The organism is Streptomyces sp. NPDC050164, assembly GCF_044459945.1.
Taxonomy (GTDB): Bacteria; Actinomycetota; Actinomycetes; order Streptomycetales; family Streptomycetaceae; genus Streptomyces; species Streptomyces coeruleorubidus_A.
On the sequence record NZ_JBITJK010000011.1, the window covers coordinates 18396 to 36827 of the forward strand.

7 protein-coding genes and 2 pseudogenes are annotated in these 18432 nt (G+C 69.1%); 7 read left to right on the top strand and 2 right to left on the bottom strand.

Features of this window, described 5'->3' with window-relative positions; all coding sequences use genetic code 11:
- Positions 1-211: 211 nt before the first annotated feature.
- Complete coding sequence (locus ACIBNA_RS17490) at positions 212-8638, bottom strand: hypothetical protein (RefSeq protein ID WP_399166077.1); 8427 nt, start codon at positions 8636-8638, stop codon at positions 212-214.
- 337 nt (positions 8639-8975) lie between these two features.
- Between ACIBNA_RS17490 and ACIBNA_RS17495 the strand changes: the two are divergent.
- Together ACIBNA_RS17495 and ACIBNA_RS17500 are read left to right on the top strand one after the other, a co-directional pair.
- Positions 8976-9220: pseudogene (locus ACIBNA_RS17495) on the top strand (IS5/IS1182 family transposase); the annotation flags it as partial.
- Positions 9168-9410, top strand: a pseudogene (locus ACIBNA_RS17500) (Uma2 family endonuclease); the annotation flags it as partial. The pseudogenes ACIBNA_RS17495 and ACIBNA_RS17500, both read left to right, overlap by 53 nt.
- A gap of 36 nt (positions 9411-9446) precedes the next feature.
- On the opposite strand, the gene ACIBNA_RS17505 reads toward ACIBNA_RS17500, so the two are convergent.
- Entirely contained in the window at positions 9447-10082 is a 636-nt protein-coding gene (locus tag ACIBNA_RS17505) for a TetR/AcrR family transcriptional regulator (protein ID WP_399166078.1), read from the bottom strand.
- Between the two features lie 155 nt (positions 10083-10237).
- On the opposite strand from ACIBNA_RS17505, the gene ACIBNA_RS17510 reads away from it, so the two are divergent.
- The 5 genes from ACIBNA_RS17510 (at position 10238) to ACIBNA_RS17530 (ending at position 18412) form a co-directional block, all read left to right on the top strand.
- Positions 10238-12772, top strand: a complete 2535-nt coding sequence (locus ACIBNA_RS17510) for a beta-glucosidase (RefSeq protein WP_399166079.1) — start codon at positions 10238-10240, stop codon at positions 12770-12772.
- Between the two features lie 77 nt (positions 12773-12849).
- The gene (locus ACIBNA_RS17515) at positions 12850-14145 is read left to right on the top strand and encodes an extracellular solute-binding protein (RefSeq protein WP_399166080.1); all 1296 of its coding nucleotides are present in this window, start codon (positions 12850-12852) and stop codon (positions 14143-14145) included.
- Between the two features lie 32 nt (positions 14146-14177).
- Entirely contained in the window at positions 14178-15161 is a 984-nt protein-coding gene (locus ACIBNA_RS17520) for a carbohydrate ABC transporter permease (protein WP_399166081.1), read from the top strand.
- A gap of 6 nt (positions 15162-15167) precedes the next feature.
- Positions 15168-16043: a carbohydrate ABC transporter permease gene (locus tag ACIBNA_RS17525; protein WP_399166082.1), complete on the top strand. Its 876-nt coding sequence runs from the start codon at positions 15168-15170 to the stop codon at positions 16041-16043.
- Between the two features lie 107 nt (positions 16044-16150).
- On the top strand, positions 16151-18412 hold the full coding sequence (locus tag ACIBNA_RS17530) for a discoidin domain-containing protein (RefSeq protein ID WP_399166083.1): 2262 nt from the start codon (positions 16151-16153) through the stop codon (positions 18410-18412).
- Positions 18413-18432 lie beyond the last annotated feature (20 nt).

Below are 18432 nucleotides of genomic sequence, written 5' to 3' on the forward strand. Positions count from 1 at the left end.
CACCCGCAAGCGGCACCCGACGGTGCGCCGCCCGCTGCCCGACGACTCCTACCTCACCGCGGTCCCCCCCGCCGCTACCGTGCCAGGGCGAGCGGCAGCGGGTGGAGGTGCGGGTGGTGGAGGCGTGGCTGACCGTCGTCCTGGCCGACGGTCAGGCGGCGCACCGAGCTGTGGCGGCTGTTGACCAGCCGCCTGCGGCGCCGGGAGAGCGTCAGCCGCTGACAGCGTCGACGATCTGTGTGGCAGCCGTGAATGCCGTGGCGGCTCCAGCGACCGTCTCAAGCGTGTCGCGCAGGAAGCCAGCGAGTCGGGCGATCCTGCCGGGGTTCGGCTGCTCGTTCTGCACCTCGTCCTCGAGCCGCTCGAGCGTGGTCGCCACGTCGTCCGCGTCGCCCTCGTCCATCTGGTCATGGATCCGCTCGATCTCCGCCCGGAGTTCGGCGACCAGCGTGCCCAGGTCCTGCTTCTCAGCGGTCGCCTCTGGACCGAGGGACGATGTATTGGTGACTTTGGCCTTGCTCTTGTGGCCGATCGCATTTCCCTGCAGGGTGGAACGATCGATCTTGATGCTGCTGTCAGTCATGGATTCCTCCTGGATGGTACGGGCTGAGGCGGTGACGTAGTTGATGACCGGTGGCGGAGATGGTGAGGGAAAGACCGGCATTGCCTTCAAAGCGTGTTCGTTCACATGAACCTCGCTCGGGCCTGGAGGCGCCTCCTGCGGACCGAGTTCGGCCGGAAGCGCGTTGATCAGTGCTTCTGCCAGATCTGACGGGGATCGGTACCGGCGGGCTGAAAGCGGGTGCAGGGCATCCTTCAACAGAAACTGCAGGGCCGGCGGAACCCCCGGTAGGTCGTCGCGGACCAGCGCCTCCGCGTCCACGGAATGGTCCGGCTTCAGCGGCAACCGGTGCTCGGGGTGGACCAGTTCGTACAGCACGGCCACCAGTGCGAGGGCGTCGTGCTCGGGCCCCCGGATGTCGCCGTCCCCCATCGCCGACCGGTAGTAGCGCGAACCTTGCGGTGTCAGCAGCGGGCGGGGTTCGGGTCCCGCACTCACGCACCCGTACCCCCAGCCGACCACGAACACCTCTCGATTGTCGTTCTGCGCGTCGCCGGACAGGATCAGGTTGGCGGGGCGGATGTCCCCGTGCGACATGCGCTGGTTCTCCCACACATTCTGGAGTGTCCAGCATGCCATCAGCACCCAACGAGCGGCTTTCACCGGATCGATGGACGGGGTCGAAACAAGGTGACCGCCCAGTGAGAATCCGTTGACCCGCTCGTGGACGAGCCAGCTTCCCCGGACTTCCCAGCGCGAAGGGACTCCCTGCATCTGTTCGTATGCGTCGCCGCCGAGCACCTTCGCGATCTCGCGCAGCACGTTGCGATCCGCTTCGGGGTAGTACTTGGCGATGTACTTGGTCGACGGATCGTCCCGGTGCACGGCCACGCAGGACCGCTTGTCGGACGGAGAGATGCGATCCTGCACCTGGTAGCCGGCAGTGCGCAGCTCCCGCTCATGCGGATGCATCCCGTCCGGGTCGTCCTCCGGAGGGCCGCTCTGCTCCTTGAGCCATCCCTGCACGATTCCATTCGCCCAGGAAAGGCAGTTGCCCTCGAGGACCAGCAATCCGTAGTCCAGGTAGTCGTCCAGCTGCCGCCGTTCCTCCTCCGACAGGGCACGGCGCACCTGCAGTTCGTCCGGATCGGTGTCCAGTTCGCTGTCGATCTTGAAGAACAGGTCCGGGATCCGGGCGCCGCTCGCGTAGGGGTCCGCGATGTCCAGCACGGCTTGACGCTGCCTCCTGACCCACTCGCCGGCCTCGTCCACGAGCTGTTCGTCGATGACCGTACGATTCAGCTGCTCCAGCAGCTCGGCGAGCCTCTTGCCCATCATGTGGACGTGCTGAGGATGACCCCGTGTCTTGTCGTAGACGAGCTCGGCGGCAGAGGCGAGCACCTGGACAGTGTTGTCGAAGCCCTGGTGAACGATCTGCAGGGTCGCCTGACGGTCCAACGGACCGATGCGCATGGGCTGGGAGAAGTCCTGCTGTGACAGCGTGCCTTCGAGGGACTGGCGCAACTGTTCGGTGGTGCAGGAGCCGCTGAAGAGCAGAGCCAGAGTTCCGTCGAGCTTCAGCGCGCGCAGAACGCCCATGTCGTTCGCCTTGGCCTGAGCGTTCGGATAGCGGTTCAGCAGCTCCTGGAACTCGTCGACGACGATCAGCAGAGCGATCTCCTCGTTCGGCCACACCTCGCGGCGCAGGCGCCGCCACCAGCGGCGGAAGTTCACACTGTTGTCCCCGGGAAGCTCCACGCCGCTCAGGTCGCGGCCGTACACGTCCTCGATCCGGTCCAGAACCGAGTTGGCGATCTGCTGAAGCATCGGGGCCGACCCCGGATTCGTCTCCTGTCCGTCGACCAGAACGGTGAGGGCGCGGGGAATGCGCCATTCCGCCGGCGCCAGCAGCTCGCCGCCTGCCCCGCTGTGCATGCGCATCAGTTCATGGATGATCGATGTCTTGCCGGCTCGCCGAGAGCCCATCATGACGAGTGACGGCACCGAGTGCCGGTAAGCATCCGCGTACACGGTGCGCAGACGTTCGAGCTCGCTCGTGCGTCCGACGAACATGCCCGGCACTGCCGGTTCGCCCGGCCGGAACTTGGACACGACTGCTTCCTGACGCACGAGCTGCTTCACCTGCACGGTGAACAGCGCCGTTTCCGTCTCGTCCCCGTTGGCCGGCGTCCCGGAGACCTCGACGGTGAGTTCGCGGTCGGAGGCGGGGACCGCGAGGAAGCAGCCGACGGTGTTCGACGCCTTCAGCTCCCCGAGAGACCTCTCGTGGCCGAGCACCGTGACCTTCGTGTCACGCAGATCCCGGCCCGCGCGCACGACGAGCTGGAGCTCGACCGGCCCGTTGCCGAGCCGTGTCGCGGTGGATCGCCGCAGGGTGACGGAGCCTTCGGACGACGTCGCACCCGACAGCAGCTGTTCGCGGCCGTAGTTGTCCCACACCGCGCGCAGCGCGTCCTGCGTCGCCTTGGCGTGGACGCCGAGCGGCTCGGAGAGATCCGGGATCAGCGCCTCTCCCGTGCGAATCTGGTTCTCGGTCTCGGCTGTGTGGTCTGCGAGCGTCTCCGCCGACGCTCTGCTCGTCGGCCGAGCCTGGAACTGCTGCCACTGCCGCTGCCAGCACCTGGCGAGGCTTCGGCTCACTGCCGCGTCGAGGCCCACTGCGCACTCGGCCAGCGCGTCGCCGACTTCCTTGAGGTGGTCTCCGAGCTTCGGACTCCTCAGCAGTTCCTTCGTCGCCGACACCAGAGACGCGAGCTTCTCGGACGGCTCCGCCGCCGCTTCGGCGACAGCCCGCCCGGCCAGAATCTGGTCGGCGTAGGGGTGCGGGTCCGGCAGACCCGCCTCTTCGAAGGCGCCGGCCAGCCGGGAGCAGACCGTGTGGTAAGGCGCTCCACCCTTCAGCGCTCGCTCGAAGGCGACGACTGCGGTCCGGTACTGTCCTCGGCGCGCACAGAACGTCCCGAGCAGCAAGGCCCGCGTCGTGACTTCCTTCTGTGCCGCTCTGCCCGGCGAGCGCTGCACCTTGCCGCTCAGGAACTTGTGCAGGCGGACGGGATCGTCCTCGAGAAACTCGTACACACGCTGCAGCTGCGCCTCGGTCAACGGCTGGACGCCGCTGTTCAGGGCCTCGGGTGTGCCGGCCGCGAGCGCGGTGTCGACCAGGACGTCACCAGGTGGTGGGGTCGGCTGGCGCAGCAGGTCCAGCGCCTGGGCCACCAGTGACTTCTCCCCCGCCTCGTCCGCGAGGACGGCCGCCAGCGCGGCCGGTGTGGAACTGCGCCGGGGGTCCAGCCGTGCGTGCAGCAGCAGCAGTTCCACCGCGGCGACGGGCATGTCAGCCATCTCGCGGTCGGCGAGCAGTCCGGCATGGGCGAGCAGCTGGTCCTGGTCGGAGTACCAGACAGGTGAGACGGAGAGCAGTCTCACCGCCTCGGCGTAGTCACGACGGGCGCAGGCAAGGTACACGAGGACCACCTGTCGGTCCCGCCGGGAACCGATTAGCGACGCGACCGTACGGGCCTCCTCGTCCCGCTCCGCGTTGATCAGGCAGACAGCGGCCACCGTTGAGACGCGCGCGTAGCGGGGCTTCCTGGCGACGAGCTCTAGGGCGTGGTCCGAGGCGAGCTCCCATTCCTCGTCCGCCGCCGCTTCCAGCAGATCCTGCGCCTCCTCCTTCGCCCAGCCGGGAAGCTGGTTCCTCAGGGCCGTCGGGCTCGTCGGGGGCTGGAACCTTGCCAGCGCCCGTACCCGGAGGTCGTCCAGGGTGGGTGTGTACTCCTTCTTGAGCCTGCGCACGGTCTGCCGCCGGTCCAGACCCTGGTCGACGATGTCCCGCACTACCCGGTCGGCGGCCCGGCCCGGGGAAGGGAGAGGGCCGGCTGCTTTGCGCAGGATCGCGGCCTCGGCACAGGTCGGGTTGCTCATCAGCGCCAGTTCGGCATAGCGGCCCAGGTCCTCCCGGGCTCCCAACTGCTGGGAGAGCTTCGCCAGGGAGAGATGGAACTCGAAGTGAGCGTCGTTGGAGTGATAGGGCTCCAAGAGGGCACGCAGCTCCTGTGCACGCCCGAGCGCCCTCGCCACGCGTACCGCCGGGGCGAGCAGCTCGAAGTTCGCCTGTGTCCTCTCGATCCATTCCGTCAGGAGTTCCCAGGCGGGGACCGGACGCTGTGCTGCCTCCAGGACCATCGCCAGGCCGGCCGCCGTGGCGGCATCCGGCGTGAGGGAGAACAGTTCCCGCATGATCGGCACATAACGCCCGGCCTCCTGGACGCCACCCAGGCGCATCGCCTTCCGCACCGCGTCGGCCGCGGTGCGGAAGGCGCTGACACTCGGGGCGCTGCGGCATTGCGCGATCAGACGGGCCGCCTCGACCTCCGCCTCGGCGAGAAGCCGGTGCTGGACGGAAGGGGACGACGAGGCCGGACGTGAGGAGGCGCTGCCCCGCACATCGTCCGGCTGCGCGATGGTGCGCCGTCGGACAGGAACCAGCCCCGTCTGCTGGGGAACCTTACGGCCGATCTCCGTGAAGAGGTCGTCGAGGGCGGCCTGCTGATCCGGCGACGGCTGACGGGGCAGCACGCGCAGACAGTATTCGAAGGTCGTGGCGGCGGCGTGCAGCCGGCCTGTGGCCGCATAGGCGCATCCCAGGTTCCAGGCCGCTCCGGCCGTGAGCCACAAGGTGTCGGCCCACTGATCGTGCAGGTGCAGAGCGTCTTCCGGGCGTCCGGCCAGGACCAGGTAGCCCAGCGCGTTCGCGAGGGCGACTGGATGATCACGGACTGCCGCCGCCCACGCGTCGGCGATGTAGTCGAGGGTTGATCCGGGCGGTGGCTGCTGGGCCAGACGGATACCGGGCTCGGTGGCCACCGGACCGCTGATGGCCGCGGTCCTGGGCCTCAGTTCTCGCCGGGCGGTCGGCTGTTGCGGTCCCGCCTCCCGCGTGCGCGGTGGCCTCTTGGGCAGGAGCTCGTTCGGCATCCCGGCTTCACGCGCCGCCCGGTCACGGAGCAGCAGCATCCGGGGAAGCTTTTCCGGTGGCGTCCATGACACGCACCTCTGCAGGAGTTCGGCCGCTTCCCTTGCCCGGCCGCCGTCGAGCAGCCAGTAGGACACCTCACGTACCAGGTAGTCGTCGCCTGTCCCCTCCACGTCCTCGAGGAGAACCGCAAAGGGAAGTCCGTCCGGAATCGGTGTCTGAGTGTTCCGGAGCCCCGACACGATGTCGGAGATCGTGATGCCCCCCTGTCCGGACGTGGCACGGGCCTCCCACAGCGCGTCCAGCAGACCGCCGACGCGGAGCCTGTCCTCTAGGGTCCGGAAGACGAGGGTTTCCCCGTGACCGTTGTTCGGGTCACCGGTCCCCGTCGTCACGACCCCCGGCCCACCAGCGGGCGACGAACCACCCGAGTCGGTCATCGCGCGGAGGCGCTGCTCCAGAGGACCGGTCCATGTGTCCGGCGCTCCCAGGGCACGCGCCTGGTTCAGCACATTCCGTGCGACGAGGGTGTCGAGGCACCGCGGATCGAGCGCCGTACGGGCCAGCTCGACGTAATGCCGCCAGACGAGCGCGCCCGGCGTCTCGGCGATCCGGGTGATCACCGCCCGCGCGCGCGCCAGGTCCCCCGACTCCCGGCAGATGCGCAGCATGAGAAAGGCCCCTGGCGACGAAGCGTTCTCGCCGAGCACCTGTTCCAGCAGACGGGCCGCATCCTCCGCCCGCCCCGACTCGTACAGATGCTTGGCCAGCGACTCGCTGGTCTGGCTGCCGCCGGCCGAGTGCTGGACAGTCTGCTGCGGAGCGGCCGCCGCCAAAGGCGACTGGACACTGTGCTGGGCACAGAACGAGGTCACGGAGTCCAGCTGCTCGCGGGACATCTTCCCGGGCAGGATCCGGTACATGACCTTGAGGGACTCCACGGCGTGGCCCACTAGACCGACCGCCGCGTACGCGCAGGCGATGTTCCAGGCCGCGGACGCGTTGAGGTACTGGCGGCGCCCGTAACGGCGGTAGACGTCCAGTCCTTCAGCCGGGCGTCCGGCCAACACATGCCATCCCACGGCGGGCCCCAGGGCCGAGGTGAATCCCGCCGCCCGGGCCTGGGCGTAGGCACGGGCCGCCTGCGGCGCATCGTGGAGGGCGACGGCGTCGACCAGTTCCGCCATGTCGGGTCTCTCGGCGAACGAACGGGGGATCTTGCCCAGTCGTGGTTCCAGAGGGAGGCCCCCGGCCTTGGCGGCATGCAAGGAGAGGTCCTCGGGCGGCAGAGGCGGATGGCCGAGGTGGAAGACCTTCTCGGCCCGGGTGTACTCGCCGCAGGACTGGAGCGCCTGTTCCAGCAGATGCCAGGTCATCGGGCGCAGCGCGGCCGCGAACCGCAGCTCGGAGCGTTCCAGCAGTTCGGCGGCTGCCCGGGGGTCGACCTGCAGCAGCTGCCGAGCAGTGCGGTGCACCGCCTCGTCGTCGCCGGACTGCGCGAGTTGGTTCAGGGCCTGCTGAGCCTCGGCCACTATCGCCGGGGTGGCGTCGAAACGCCTGCTGGCCAGGATCCGCGTCCTCAGGGCCTCGCTCGGATCGTCGACGACCATGTCGGAGAACCGCAGACGGGTGTCGAGAGAGCTTCCCGCAACGGTTCCGTGGTACGCGGACGTCGTCCCCGACGGAACAGAATCCTCAACGGGGGGCGGCGGTGTTCCGGCAGGTCCGCCGTCCTGGCCTGCGGCCAGCCCCGTCTCCCGGGGCGCCGACCGGCCGAGGCGCTGCTCAACGGCCTCCAGGTAGCGCGAGGCCGCACGCAAGTCCCTGTCGTTGAGGTATCTTTCGGCGGTTCGCAGATCCAGGTCTTCTTCGGTCTGATCGCTCAGCGCCTCACGGCACGTCTCGAGCCGGCGGGCGAGATCCATCTCCTCCCGAGCCTCGGCGAGCATGTCGATCCCCTGCTCGGCATCCTCCAGATCCCCGCGTGCCAGTGCCTCCATGACGAGGGAGCGCAGGGGGAGCAGATCCTCGGAACCCGGTCCTTCGCCGGGAGACGCCAGAGCCTGTGCCTGTTCCCGGAGTCTTTCCAGAGGCGCCAAGGCCTCGTTCAGCACATGACGAGGGATGCCGGAATGCCGGACCACCAGGGCTACCCGGGGGCGGGCGAGCGGATCGGCCATCTCGAGGACCCGCTGCGCCAGAAACGGCAGGAGGGGAGCTCCGTCGCCCGTACGCGGCGAGTCGATTTCTGCGTAGTCCAGCGCCGCCGTCAGCACGGGCGCGAGCGTCGCGTCGAGGCCGGCCCCGAACAGGTCCTCCGGGCGGGGAATCCGCGGCGCTTCCCAGGGAAAGGCGTCCGCCAGTTCCAGCAACCGCTCAACCTGCGCGACCACCTCGGTCGTGGCCTTCACCAACTGCCGATGGCGGAAGGACTGCTGGTCCTGCTGGAAACGTACGACCCCGGCGACCAACTCCTCCGGGCTGTTGGACAACAGCCCGTGGTCGTCCAGTCGGCCATCGGCCACGTCGCTGAGCAGGTTGGCGACCGGCTGGACGAACAGGCCTTGGGTGACGGCGCGGTCGGTCCCCGCCAAACTCTGGGTGAGATCGCGCAGCTTCTCGGCCTGCTTCCTCAGCAGGCCGGAACCGAGGGAGTTCAGCAGGGCCGCGGACGACGTGCCGTCCACCGTCTCCGCTAACTGGTGTGTCAAAGGCGCTGGGAGAGCCTGGACCGTACGGAACAGATCAGTACGGCCGCGCCCCTCCCAGGCTTTCGACGACCAGTCCAGAAGCTGTGCCAGCGCCACGTCGCCGGACTCGAGTGCCGCTTCCGACAGCCACGACCCGAGCTCCGCACCCGGACCTCCGTCGACGATCCTTTCCTGCCGTTCGGCGGCGGCTGACGAGAGGATGGCGATCCGGCGCTGCATCAGCACCACGAACGGAGCCGTCGCCCGGAGATGCTCGACAGGCCAGGACGTCTCCCGCTCACGGTGACCCGCGATGAAACGGACAAGCTGACGGGCTGTCTCCTGGGACGTCCCGACCACGGACGTCTCGAACGACCCGCTGCTCTGCACCGCCTTGCACCCCCCTAATCCCTGGCAAGTCATGCGTTACTGACGAAGTATCGGGGGCTTTTCCGGGGTGCCTCCACTCCACAGGAGTCCCCGGATCCGCGTTGACACCGTTTTGTGACAAGGAGAGGAGGGTCGGAGCCGTCACGGCCGGTGCTGGTCGTCCCGGTGAGCCTTGCAGAGTGGCATCGATCCGGTGACGGCCTGGGTGCCCGCGACTCACAGAGCTCCTGAGCCGTTGGGCGTGGTGTTCGAAGCCTCGACTTGCCGACCTAGGAGCCCGTAGATTCCCTATCCTGCCGCACTCGACCTCCCTCATACCTTGGTCGAATGGGTCACGATGCTCATCATCACCCGTGAGAGTGACTTCCGCTGCAAACTGCCGCCGCACCAGCGTGCCCTTGTGGCTCTCGCATACCTGCGCAAGCACGACACCCTTGCTGAGACCGCAACCGCCTTCGGTCCATCGCGAGCACCGCCACCCTTCTTTACAACTGCGGTCGTGAAGCACCTGGCCGGCTGGCGCCCGGCCAGCGCAAGACCCTGCAACGAGGGCCGCCGGAAGAACGAGCGGGAGATGACCGTCCGTCTCGACAACAAGAGCCGCCCGGAGCCCGACATCCTGGTCTCCACCGCCGCTTACGACCCCGACCTCACCCGGTACGCGCCTGAAGAGGTCACGCTGGTGGTCGAGGTCGTCTCGGAAGAGTCCGCGGACCGTGACCGGTCGCTCAAGCCGTTCAAGTACGCGCAAGCCAGGATCGCGCACTTCTGGCGGTCGCAGAGCCGGGGAGTCGAGCGGTGCTCGAGATCAGGGGCGGCTGTCGGTGAGGTCTGCCAGGAGTGCCGTGATGACGCGGTCGGTGGAGGCGGCCATGTCGACCGAGTCGGGGGCGAGCAGCCACTGGACCTGGAGGCCGTCCATGACGGCGATGATCGCGTTGGCCGTGTGTTCGAGGTTCGAGTCGGCTCGGATCTCGCCGAGGTCGCATGCTTCGGCGAGTGCCTCGGTGACGAAGATGCGCAGTCCCGCGTAGCGGTCGCGGAAGTACTCCTGGGCGGGGTGGCCCTCGGTGACGCTCTCCGCCGACAGGACAGCGTACAGCCGGACGATGCCTTCCCGTTCGGCGTTGCGGTGGGCTGTGTCGACCAGGTGGCGCAGGAAGGCCAGGCCCCGGGGGCGTTCGCTGCCGAGCTGTTCGATGTCGGTTTCGTCGCGGAGTGCCAGGACGCTGGTGAGCAGCTGGGCCTTGGAGCGGAAGTAGTGCAGGACGCCGGCCTGCGTGACGCCGGCACGGTCGGCGATCTCTTGCAGGGAGGCGTTGTTGTAGCCGCGGGCGGCGAAGGTGTCCATGGCGATCTGCAGGATTTCCTGCCGTCGCTGCTGGGCTTTGAGGCTCTTCCCTGCGCGGGGCTGCCGCTCCCCGTTCGGCGTGCTCTCGCTCATCGTGCGGAGTCTACGGGGCTGTCGATCAGTGGTCACCCTCCGATCAAACCTGAGAAAGAACTTACGCACAAGCACTTACCAAGTACTTAGTAAGTGTGCTTTCCTGCTCTCCGTTCCGCCCGCTTCGTGCCGCATCGCGGCCTGGAAGGACGAGCATGAGCCGCCCTGCCCTCCCTGATGACACCGAGCTCCGTGACCGAGTCCACGGCCTGGACCTGGACTCCAAGCTCCGCCTGCTGACCGGCGCCGACCTGTGGAGACTCCCGGTCGAGCCCCGGCTCGGGCTGTCCGCGGTGACGATGTCCGACGGTCCGCAGGGGGTACGGGGGACCGGCGACGACCCCGCCGAGACCGGCCTGCTGGCCCCCGCGCCGAGTGCGCTCGCGGCGGCCTGGGACACCGACCTCGCCGAGCGCCTGGGTGAGCTGTTCGCCACGGAGGCCCGCCGCAAGGGCGTCGACGTGGTGCTGGCGCCGGTGGTCAACCTCCAGCGCACCCCGGTCGCCGGGCGCCACTTCGAGTACTTCTCCGAGGACCCGCTGCTCACCGGCACCTTGGCCGCCGCCGTCGTTCGCGGCCTGCAGAGCCGGGGCGTGGCCGCGTGCCTGAAGCACTTCGTGGCCAACGACTCCGAGACCGACCGCACCCGCTACCGCGCCCGGCTGGACGAGCGGACGCTGCGGGAGGTCTACCTGGCCCCCTTCGAGCAGGTCCTCTCCGAAGCCGAGCCGTGGAGCGTGATGGCCGCGTACTCGGGCCTGGACGACGGGACCGAGTCGGCGCCGATGACCGAGAACGCGCGGTTGCTGCGCGAGGTGCTGAAGGGCGAGTGGGCTTTCTCCGGCCCCGTGGTCAGCGACTGGGCCGCGACCCGGTCCACCGTGGCCTCGGCGGTCGGTGGTCTGGATCTGGTGATGCCCGGCCCCGACGGTCCGTGGGGTGACGCTCTCGCGGCGGCCGTGCGCGCGGGCGAGGTGGACGAGCGGCTCGTCGACGACAAGGTGCTGCGGCTGCTGCGGCTGGCCCGGCACGTCGGCCGGCTCGACGAGCCGGGGCCGGCGCCCGTACCGGCACAGCCCGCTGAGGAGGAGTTCCGGCTGCTGCGCGAAGTCGCCGCCCGGGGCACCGTGCTGCTCCGCAACCAGGAAGACCTGCTGCCCCTGACGCCGGACGGCATCCGCAGCGTCGCGCTGATCGGTCCCAACGCCGTGGCGCCGTACCTCCAGGGCGGGGGCAGCGCCTACGTCCCGGCGGTGCGCACCGTGTCGTTCGAGGAAGGGCTGCGTGCCGCGCTCCCCGAGGACGTCCGGCTGACCGTGCACCGGGGCGGTGACGCCCGCCTGCGCCTGCCGTACGCCTCCGCCGAACTGCTCGCCGATCCCGACACCCGCGAGAGGGGCGTGCGCGCCGACCACCTGGACGCCGACGGCAACCGGATCGGCGGCGAGGTCCGCGCCACCGGGGACTGGACCACGTACGACGGCTTCGGCTCAAAGACCCGTCGGGTGCTGCTGCGCACGGTGCTGATCCTCACCGAACCGGGGACGCACCGTCTGGAGTTCGGCTGTTCGGGGCGCTTCAGCGTGCACGTGGACGGTGAGGAGGTCCTGGCCGGAGACGACGGCCGAGGTGTGGAGCTGGTGCTGGAGTCCAGCCACAACCACCCGCCCCTGCGGGGGATCGACGTCGAGGTGGGACCGGAAGGCCGCAGGCTCGCGCTCGCCCTGGACCTCACCGTCGTGGACGCCGGCGGCTACGGCCGCTTCGTCACCGCTCAGCTGCGGCACGCTCCGCCCGGGCCGACGCCGTACGAGGAGATCGCCGAAGCCGCCGCCGCTGCCCAGGCGGCCGACCTGGCCGTCGTCGTGGTGGGCACCAACGAGGAGGTCGAGTCCGAGGGCTGGGACCGCACCGGCCTGGACCTGCCCGGCCACCAGAACGACCTGGTCCGCAAGGTGATCGCCGCCAACCCGCGCACCATCGTGGTAGTCAACGCCGGCGCACCGGTGCTGCTGCCCTGGGCCGACGAGGCCCCCGCCCTGCTGTGGGCATGGCTGCCGGGCCAGGAGGCCGGCCACGCACTGGCCGACGTCCTGCTCGGCCGTAGCGAGCCGTCGGGCCGCCTGCCGTGGACCCTGCCCGCCCGCGCCGAGGACGTCCCGGTCCCCGATGCCCGCCCACTTGACGGCATCGTGGACTACACCGAGGGCGTCCACGTCGGCCACCGGGCCTGGGACCGCGCGGGGCTCGTCCCGGCGTTCCCGTTCGGCCACGGTCTGGGCTGGGCCCGGTGGACGTACGAGTCCGTGACCTTCTCCCCAGCTCCCGTCTCCGCCGTTCTGCCCAGCCCCGCGGGCGGAGACGGGCTCAACCTGACCGTGGCACTGGCCAACACCGGCCCATGGGCCGGCCGTGAGGTCGTCCAGGTCTATCTGGAGCCGCCGCAGGACGGCTCCGACAGGCCGGTGCGCCTGCTCGCCGGCTTCGCCGCGGTCCAGGCGGCACCGGGCGCCCGCGTCACAGCCGAGGTGCACGTCCCCGCCCGCACCTTCCAGATCTGGGACAGTCAGGCTCGCGCGTGGCTTACTCCGCCCGGCCGGTACCGCCTCCACGTCGGACGCTCCAGCCGTGACCCGCGTCTCACCGCCGAGGTGACCGTCGACGACGGCCGCCTGCACCCCGCAGTCTGACCCGTCCGGACGGTCAGCCCCTTTTGCCCCACTCACCCCCCGCGCCCTGTTCAGCACGATCGCAAGGAGCCGCAACGATGAGCACCCTCCGTCCCACCGCCAGAACCCTCCAGATCGCCTGCGCGACCGTCACGGCGGCCCTGCTGGCCACCGGCTGCGGCCGCAGCGCCGACTCGGCCGCCGACAACGGCCCGGCGAAGATCAGCAGCGGCAAGGCCAAGGGCAAGCTGGTCATGTGGTCCATGGGCGACAAGGCCGACAAGGACCTGCAGAGCCTCGCGAAGAAGTTCGAGCAGCAGAACCCGGACGTGAAGGTCCAGATCACCGCGGTGCCGTGGGACGCCGCGCACGAGAAGCTGACCACCTCGATCGCCGGTGGCAACACCCCGGACATGTCCCTGATCGGCTCCACCTGGATGGCCGAGATGGCCGCCATGAAGGGCTTCCAGGCCACGCCGGCCTCGTTCAAGTCGTCCGACTTCTTTCCCGGCCAGTGGGACACCACGAAGTACAAGGACACCTCCTATGGCGTCCCGTTCACCGCCGACACCTCGGTGATCTACTACCGGACCGACATCACCACGAAGGCAGGCATCAAGGGTGCCCCGGCCGACGACTGGGACGGCTACCTGAAGGACCTCAAGGCCATCCAGGCCACCGCGGGCAAGCAGAACCCCAAGCTGCGCAACGCCACCCAGCTGCAGGTCGGCTTCAACTCCTGGCTGTTCTGGCTGCCGATGGTGTGGCAGCAGGGCGGTGACATCTACGACGCCGAAGCGAAGAAGTTCACCTTCGACTCGCCCGCGGTCACCAAGGCCCTGGAGTACTACAGCGGCATCTTCAAGGACAAGCTGTCGCCGAACGACAAGACCGACGCCCGCGTGAACATCCAGAACGGGCTGATCGGCACCGTGCAGCAGGGCGCCAGCACCGGCGGCGACCTCCACAAGAACGCTCCTGAGCTGGACAGCAAGTGGCAGACCATGCCGCTGCCGAAGGGCACGCGGTCGGCCGGGCTGGCCGGAGGAAGTGACCTGGCGGTCTTCAAGGAGGCCAAGAACTCCGACGCGGCGTGGAAGTTCGTCCGGTTCCTCACCGAGCCGAAGAACCTGGCCGCCTACGGGGAGGCGTCCGGCAACCTGCCCGCCGCCGTTCAGTCCTGGTCGGAGGACGACCTGGCCGAGAACCCGAAGATGGCGGCCTTCGAGAGCCAGCTGAAGGTCACCAAGGCCCCGCCGGCGATCACCACCTGGCAGCAGATAGCCGACGCCATCGATTCCGAGTTGGAGAAGCTCGCCTACGGCAAGGCCGGCGTCGCCGAGGTGCAGAAGACCTTGCAGTCCAAGGCCACCAGCATCGGCACCGGCCGCTGAAGCGCCGCCGCCCGCATCCCTCGTACGGACGGATGACCACCATGTCCACGAACACCATCGCCGGGCAGGGCACCGAGGAGCGCGACACCGCCGGCAAACAGCCGGCGGTGCGCCGCCGCACCTCCTCGCCGCGGCGCCCCGCGCAAGGCCGCCAGACCCGCGCCGCGTGGATCCTCGCCGCCCCGTTCCTCGCCCTGTTCCTCGCCTTCATGCTGCTGCCGGTCGTCTGGTCGACGCTGATGAGCCTGACCGACACCAAGAGCGCCGACCTGCGCACCCCGCTGAACGTGTCGTTCGTCGGCCTCGACAACTACATACGGCTCTTCGAGGACCCGCAGTTCTTCACCGCCCTGCGCAACACGGCCGTGTTCGTCCTGGTGGCTCTGCCCCTGACACTGGCCGCCGGGCTCGCCGCCGCCGTCGCCCTCAACAGCGGCATCAGGCGCTTCAGAGCCGTCTTCCGGGTCGGCTTCTACCTGCCGGTGATCACCAGCATCGTGGCCGTCGCCGTGGTGTGGAAGACCCTCCTCGAGCCCCACGCGGGCCTGGTGAACACCGTCCTGGCCTGGTTCGGGATCGACGGCCCGGCCTGGCTGGCCGACACCCGGTTCGCCCTGCCCGTCATGATCCTCATGGCCGTGTGGCGCAACCTCGGCACCGTCATGATCATCATGCTGGCGGGTCTGCAGTCCGTGCCCCACTCCCTGATGGAGGCGGCCGAACTCGACGGCGCCGGGCCCTGGCAGCGGTTCTGGCGGGTCACCTTCCCCCTCCTGCGCCCGGCCCTCCTCCTCACCGCCGTCACCACCGGCATCGGCTACCTGCAGTTCTTCGACGAGCCGTTCGTCATGACCGACGGCGGACCGCTGGACTCCACCCTGTCGACCACGTTGTACGCCTACAAGCAGTTCGGCAACGGCAACTACGACGTCGCCTCGGCCGCCGGCTACGTCGTCTTCGTTCTCATCATCGCGCTGACCGTGCTGCAGTTCCGCGTGCTGCGCGACAAGGACTGATGCCCCATGAGCACCACACCTCTCGCTCCCGCTGTACAAAGGTCCGTACGGCGTCGCCGCATCCGGCAGGAGTGGGGCCGGCCGTGGCTGTACCTGCCGCTCACCGGCCTCCTGCTGCTGATGGTCACACCGTTCCTGTGGATGCTGTCCGGGGCGTTCAAGCCCGAGGCGGACATCCGCAGGATCCCGCCCGACCTCATCCCCACCAGGCCCACGCTCACCAACTTCCAGGAACTGTTCGGCAGCCTGGACTTCACGAGGATGTTCGCCAACTCCGTGATCGTGGCCCTGGCCGTCACGGCGGGGAACCTGATCTTCTGCTCGATGCTCGGCTACGCCCTGGCCAAGCTCGAGTTCCGTGGACAGCGCGCCGTGTTCACCGTGGTCATCGCGACTCTCATGGTCCCGGGGCTCGTCACCTTCGTACCGCTGTACGTGCTGGTGGCCAACATGCAGCTGACCGGCTCCCTGCTCGGGCTGATCCTGCCGTTCCTGGCCACCCCCTTCGGGGTGTTCCTGATGCGGCAGTTCATCTCCACCCTGCCCGACGAACTCATCGACGCCGCCCGCGTCGACGGCTGCCGCGAACTGGCCATCTTCTGGAAGATCATCCTGCCGCTGACCAGGCCGGCCCTCGCCACCCTCGGGATCATCACCTTCCTCGGTTCCTGGAACAACTTCCTGTGGCCGCTGGTCGTCGCCCAGAACGAGAGCCAGTACACCCTCCCCGTCGGCCTCGCCCTGGCCAGCAGCGGGCAGGACTTCACCCGCTTCGGCATCCTGCTCGCCGGTGCCGTCGTCGTCCTGCTCCCGGTGACCGTCGTCTTCCTGCTCTTCCAGCGCCACTTCGTCGCCGGAATCGCCACCACCGGCCTGAAGTGACCCCAGCTCCGGCGCCCTTACCCGGCCCCCACGCGCCGGTTTCCTACCACCCACGTCATGCACGCGAGCCGCCGTGCACGGCCGTCATGCCCGCAAGGAGCAGCACCATGAACCGCACCACCCGGCAATGGCGCCGGACCGCCCTGGCAGCCACCGCGACCCTGATCGCCACGCTCCCCGTCCTCCCGTCGGCCACACCGGCCTTCGCCGGCACCGCCCTCAGCAAGGCGTCGGTCTGGCTCACCAACCCGTCCACCAAGACGTACCTGTCCCAGCAGTCGCCGGTGACCTGGAAGACCGGACCCGCACCCTCCGGCTCCGCCGGCTCGACGATCACCGTGGACACCACCCGCAAGTACCAGCCGATGACAGGCTTCGGGGCCTCCTTCACCGACTCCTCCGCCTGGTTGGTCGGCACCAAGCTCAGCGCCGATCAGCGGAACGCGCTGATGCGCGACCTGTTCAGCCGCCGCGACGGCATCGGCCTGAGCTTCCTGCGCCAGCCGATGGCCGCCACCGACTTCACCGCGAGCGGCAACTACTCCTACGACGACATGCCCGCCGGCCAGGCAGACCCCACCCTGGCCAACTTCACCATCGACCACGACCGGTCGTACACCATCCCCCTGCTGAAGCAGGCCCGGAAGATCAACCCGCAGCTGACCCTCATGGCCACCCCGTGGAGCCCGCCGGGATGGATGAAGACCGGCGACTCGATGAACGGCGGCCGACTCAAGCCGGACGCCTACCAGCCGTACGCCGACTACTTCGCGAAGTTCCTCAAGGCGTACGCGGCAGCCGGCGTCCCGGTGCGCTACGTCACCCCGCAGAACGAGCCGTTGCACAACACGTCCAGCTACCCGAGCATGAGCCTGACGGCGGACGAGGCCAAGACCTTCGTCACCGACCACCTCGCCCCGACACTGCGCAAGCAGGGCCTGTCCACCGGCATCCTGGGCTATGACCACAACTGGGATGTCACCAGCTACCCCGAGTCCTTCTACGCCGACCCGGCGACCGCCCCGGACGTCACCGGCACCGCCTGGCACTGCTACGCCGGAGACGAGGTGGCGCAGACCGTCGTCCACAACGACTACCCGGGCAAGCCCGCCTTCCAGAGCGAGTGCTCCGGCGGCAGCTGGGAGGGCGGCGAGCAGGGTGCCTTCGCCGGTGTGATGGACAACGTCATCAACGGCCCACGGAACTGGGCCCAGAGCATCATCCGCTGGAACATCGCCCTGGACGCCGGCGGCGGGCCCACCAACAACGGCTGCCAGGGCTGCCGCCCCGTGGTGACCGTCTCCCCGAAGACGAACGGCACCTGGACCTACACACCGACGGCCGACTACTGGGGGCTCGCGCACGCCAGCAAGTTCGTCCAGCCCGGCGCCCGCCGGGTCGCCTCCAACACCTTCGGCAAGGGCAACGTCGAAGACGTCGCCTTCACCAACCCCGACGGCTCCACGGCACTGGTCACCTACAACTCCGGCGGCACGGCACGCACCTTCAACGTCGGCTGGGGCGACCGCCACTTCACCTACACCCTGGCCGCTGGAGCAGCCGCGACCTTCACCTGGACCGGCACCCAGCACGGCAGCAGCGACCCGGCCGCCATCGGCTCCGTCGACATACCCTTCCGCAACACCGACGGAAGCCAGGCACTGATCACCTACGACAGCGGACTGCTCGCCCAGCAGCCCCAGGTACGCATCGGCGACCGGTGGCTCGGCTACACCCTGCCCGCCGGCGCGTCCCTCACCTCGCCCACCGGCGAGAGCGCCCTGTCCCGCGACGGCTGGCAGGCATCGGCATCCGCGAGCAGCTCGGACGACCCGCCCTCCAAGGCCATCGACGGCGACGCGACCACCCGGTGGAGCCTGGGACACGGCATGCAACCGGGCGACTGGTTCCAAGTCGACCTCGGCTCGACCCAGACCTTCGACCAACTTGTCCTGGACACGAGCGCCTCGTCGGGCGACTTCGTCCGCCAGTACGAGGTGTACGCCTCCGACGACGGCGCCAGCTGGGGCAAGCCGATCGCTACCGGCCCCGGCAGTACCGTGAGCCGGATCTTGCTGCCCACCACCACCGCCCGCTACATCCGAGTGGTCAACAAGGCAAGCTCCGGCAGCTGGTGGTCCATCCACGACGTCTCCGTCCTCACCTCCGACGGCAAGACCACGTCGCCCCCGGCCACGAGCGCCGGCCTCCAGCGCAAGAACGCGACCCTGCCCGACGGCACCAAGCTGCAGGTGACGTACAACTCCGGTAGCGGAGCCGCTACGTTCGACGTCCCGTGGGGCGGCACGACGTACAGCTACCGACTGCCCGCCGGCGCCGCCGCGATCCTCACCACACGGCCTGCCTGACCGCACGCCTGCGGAAACCG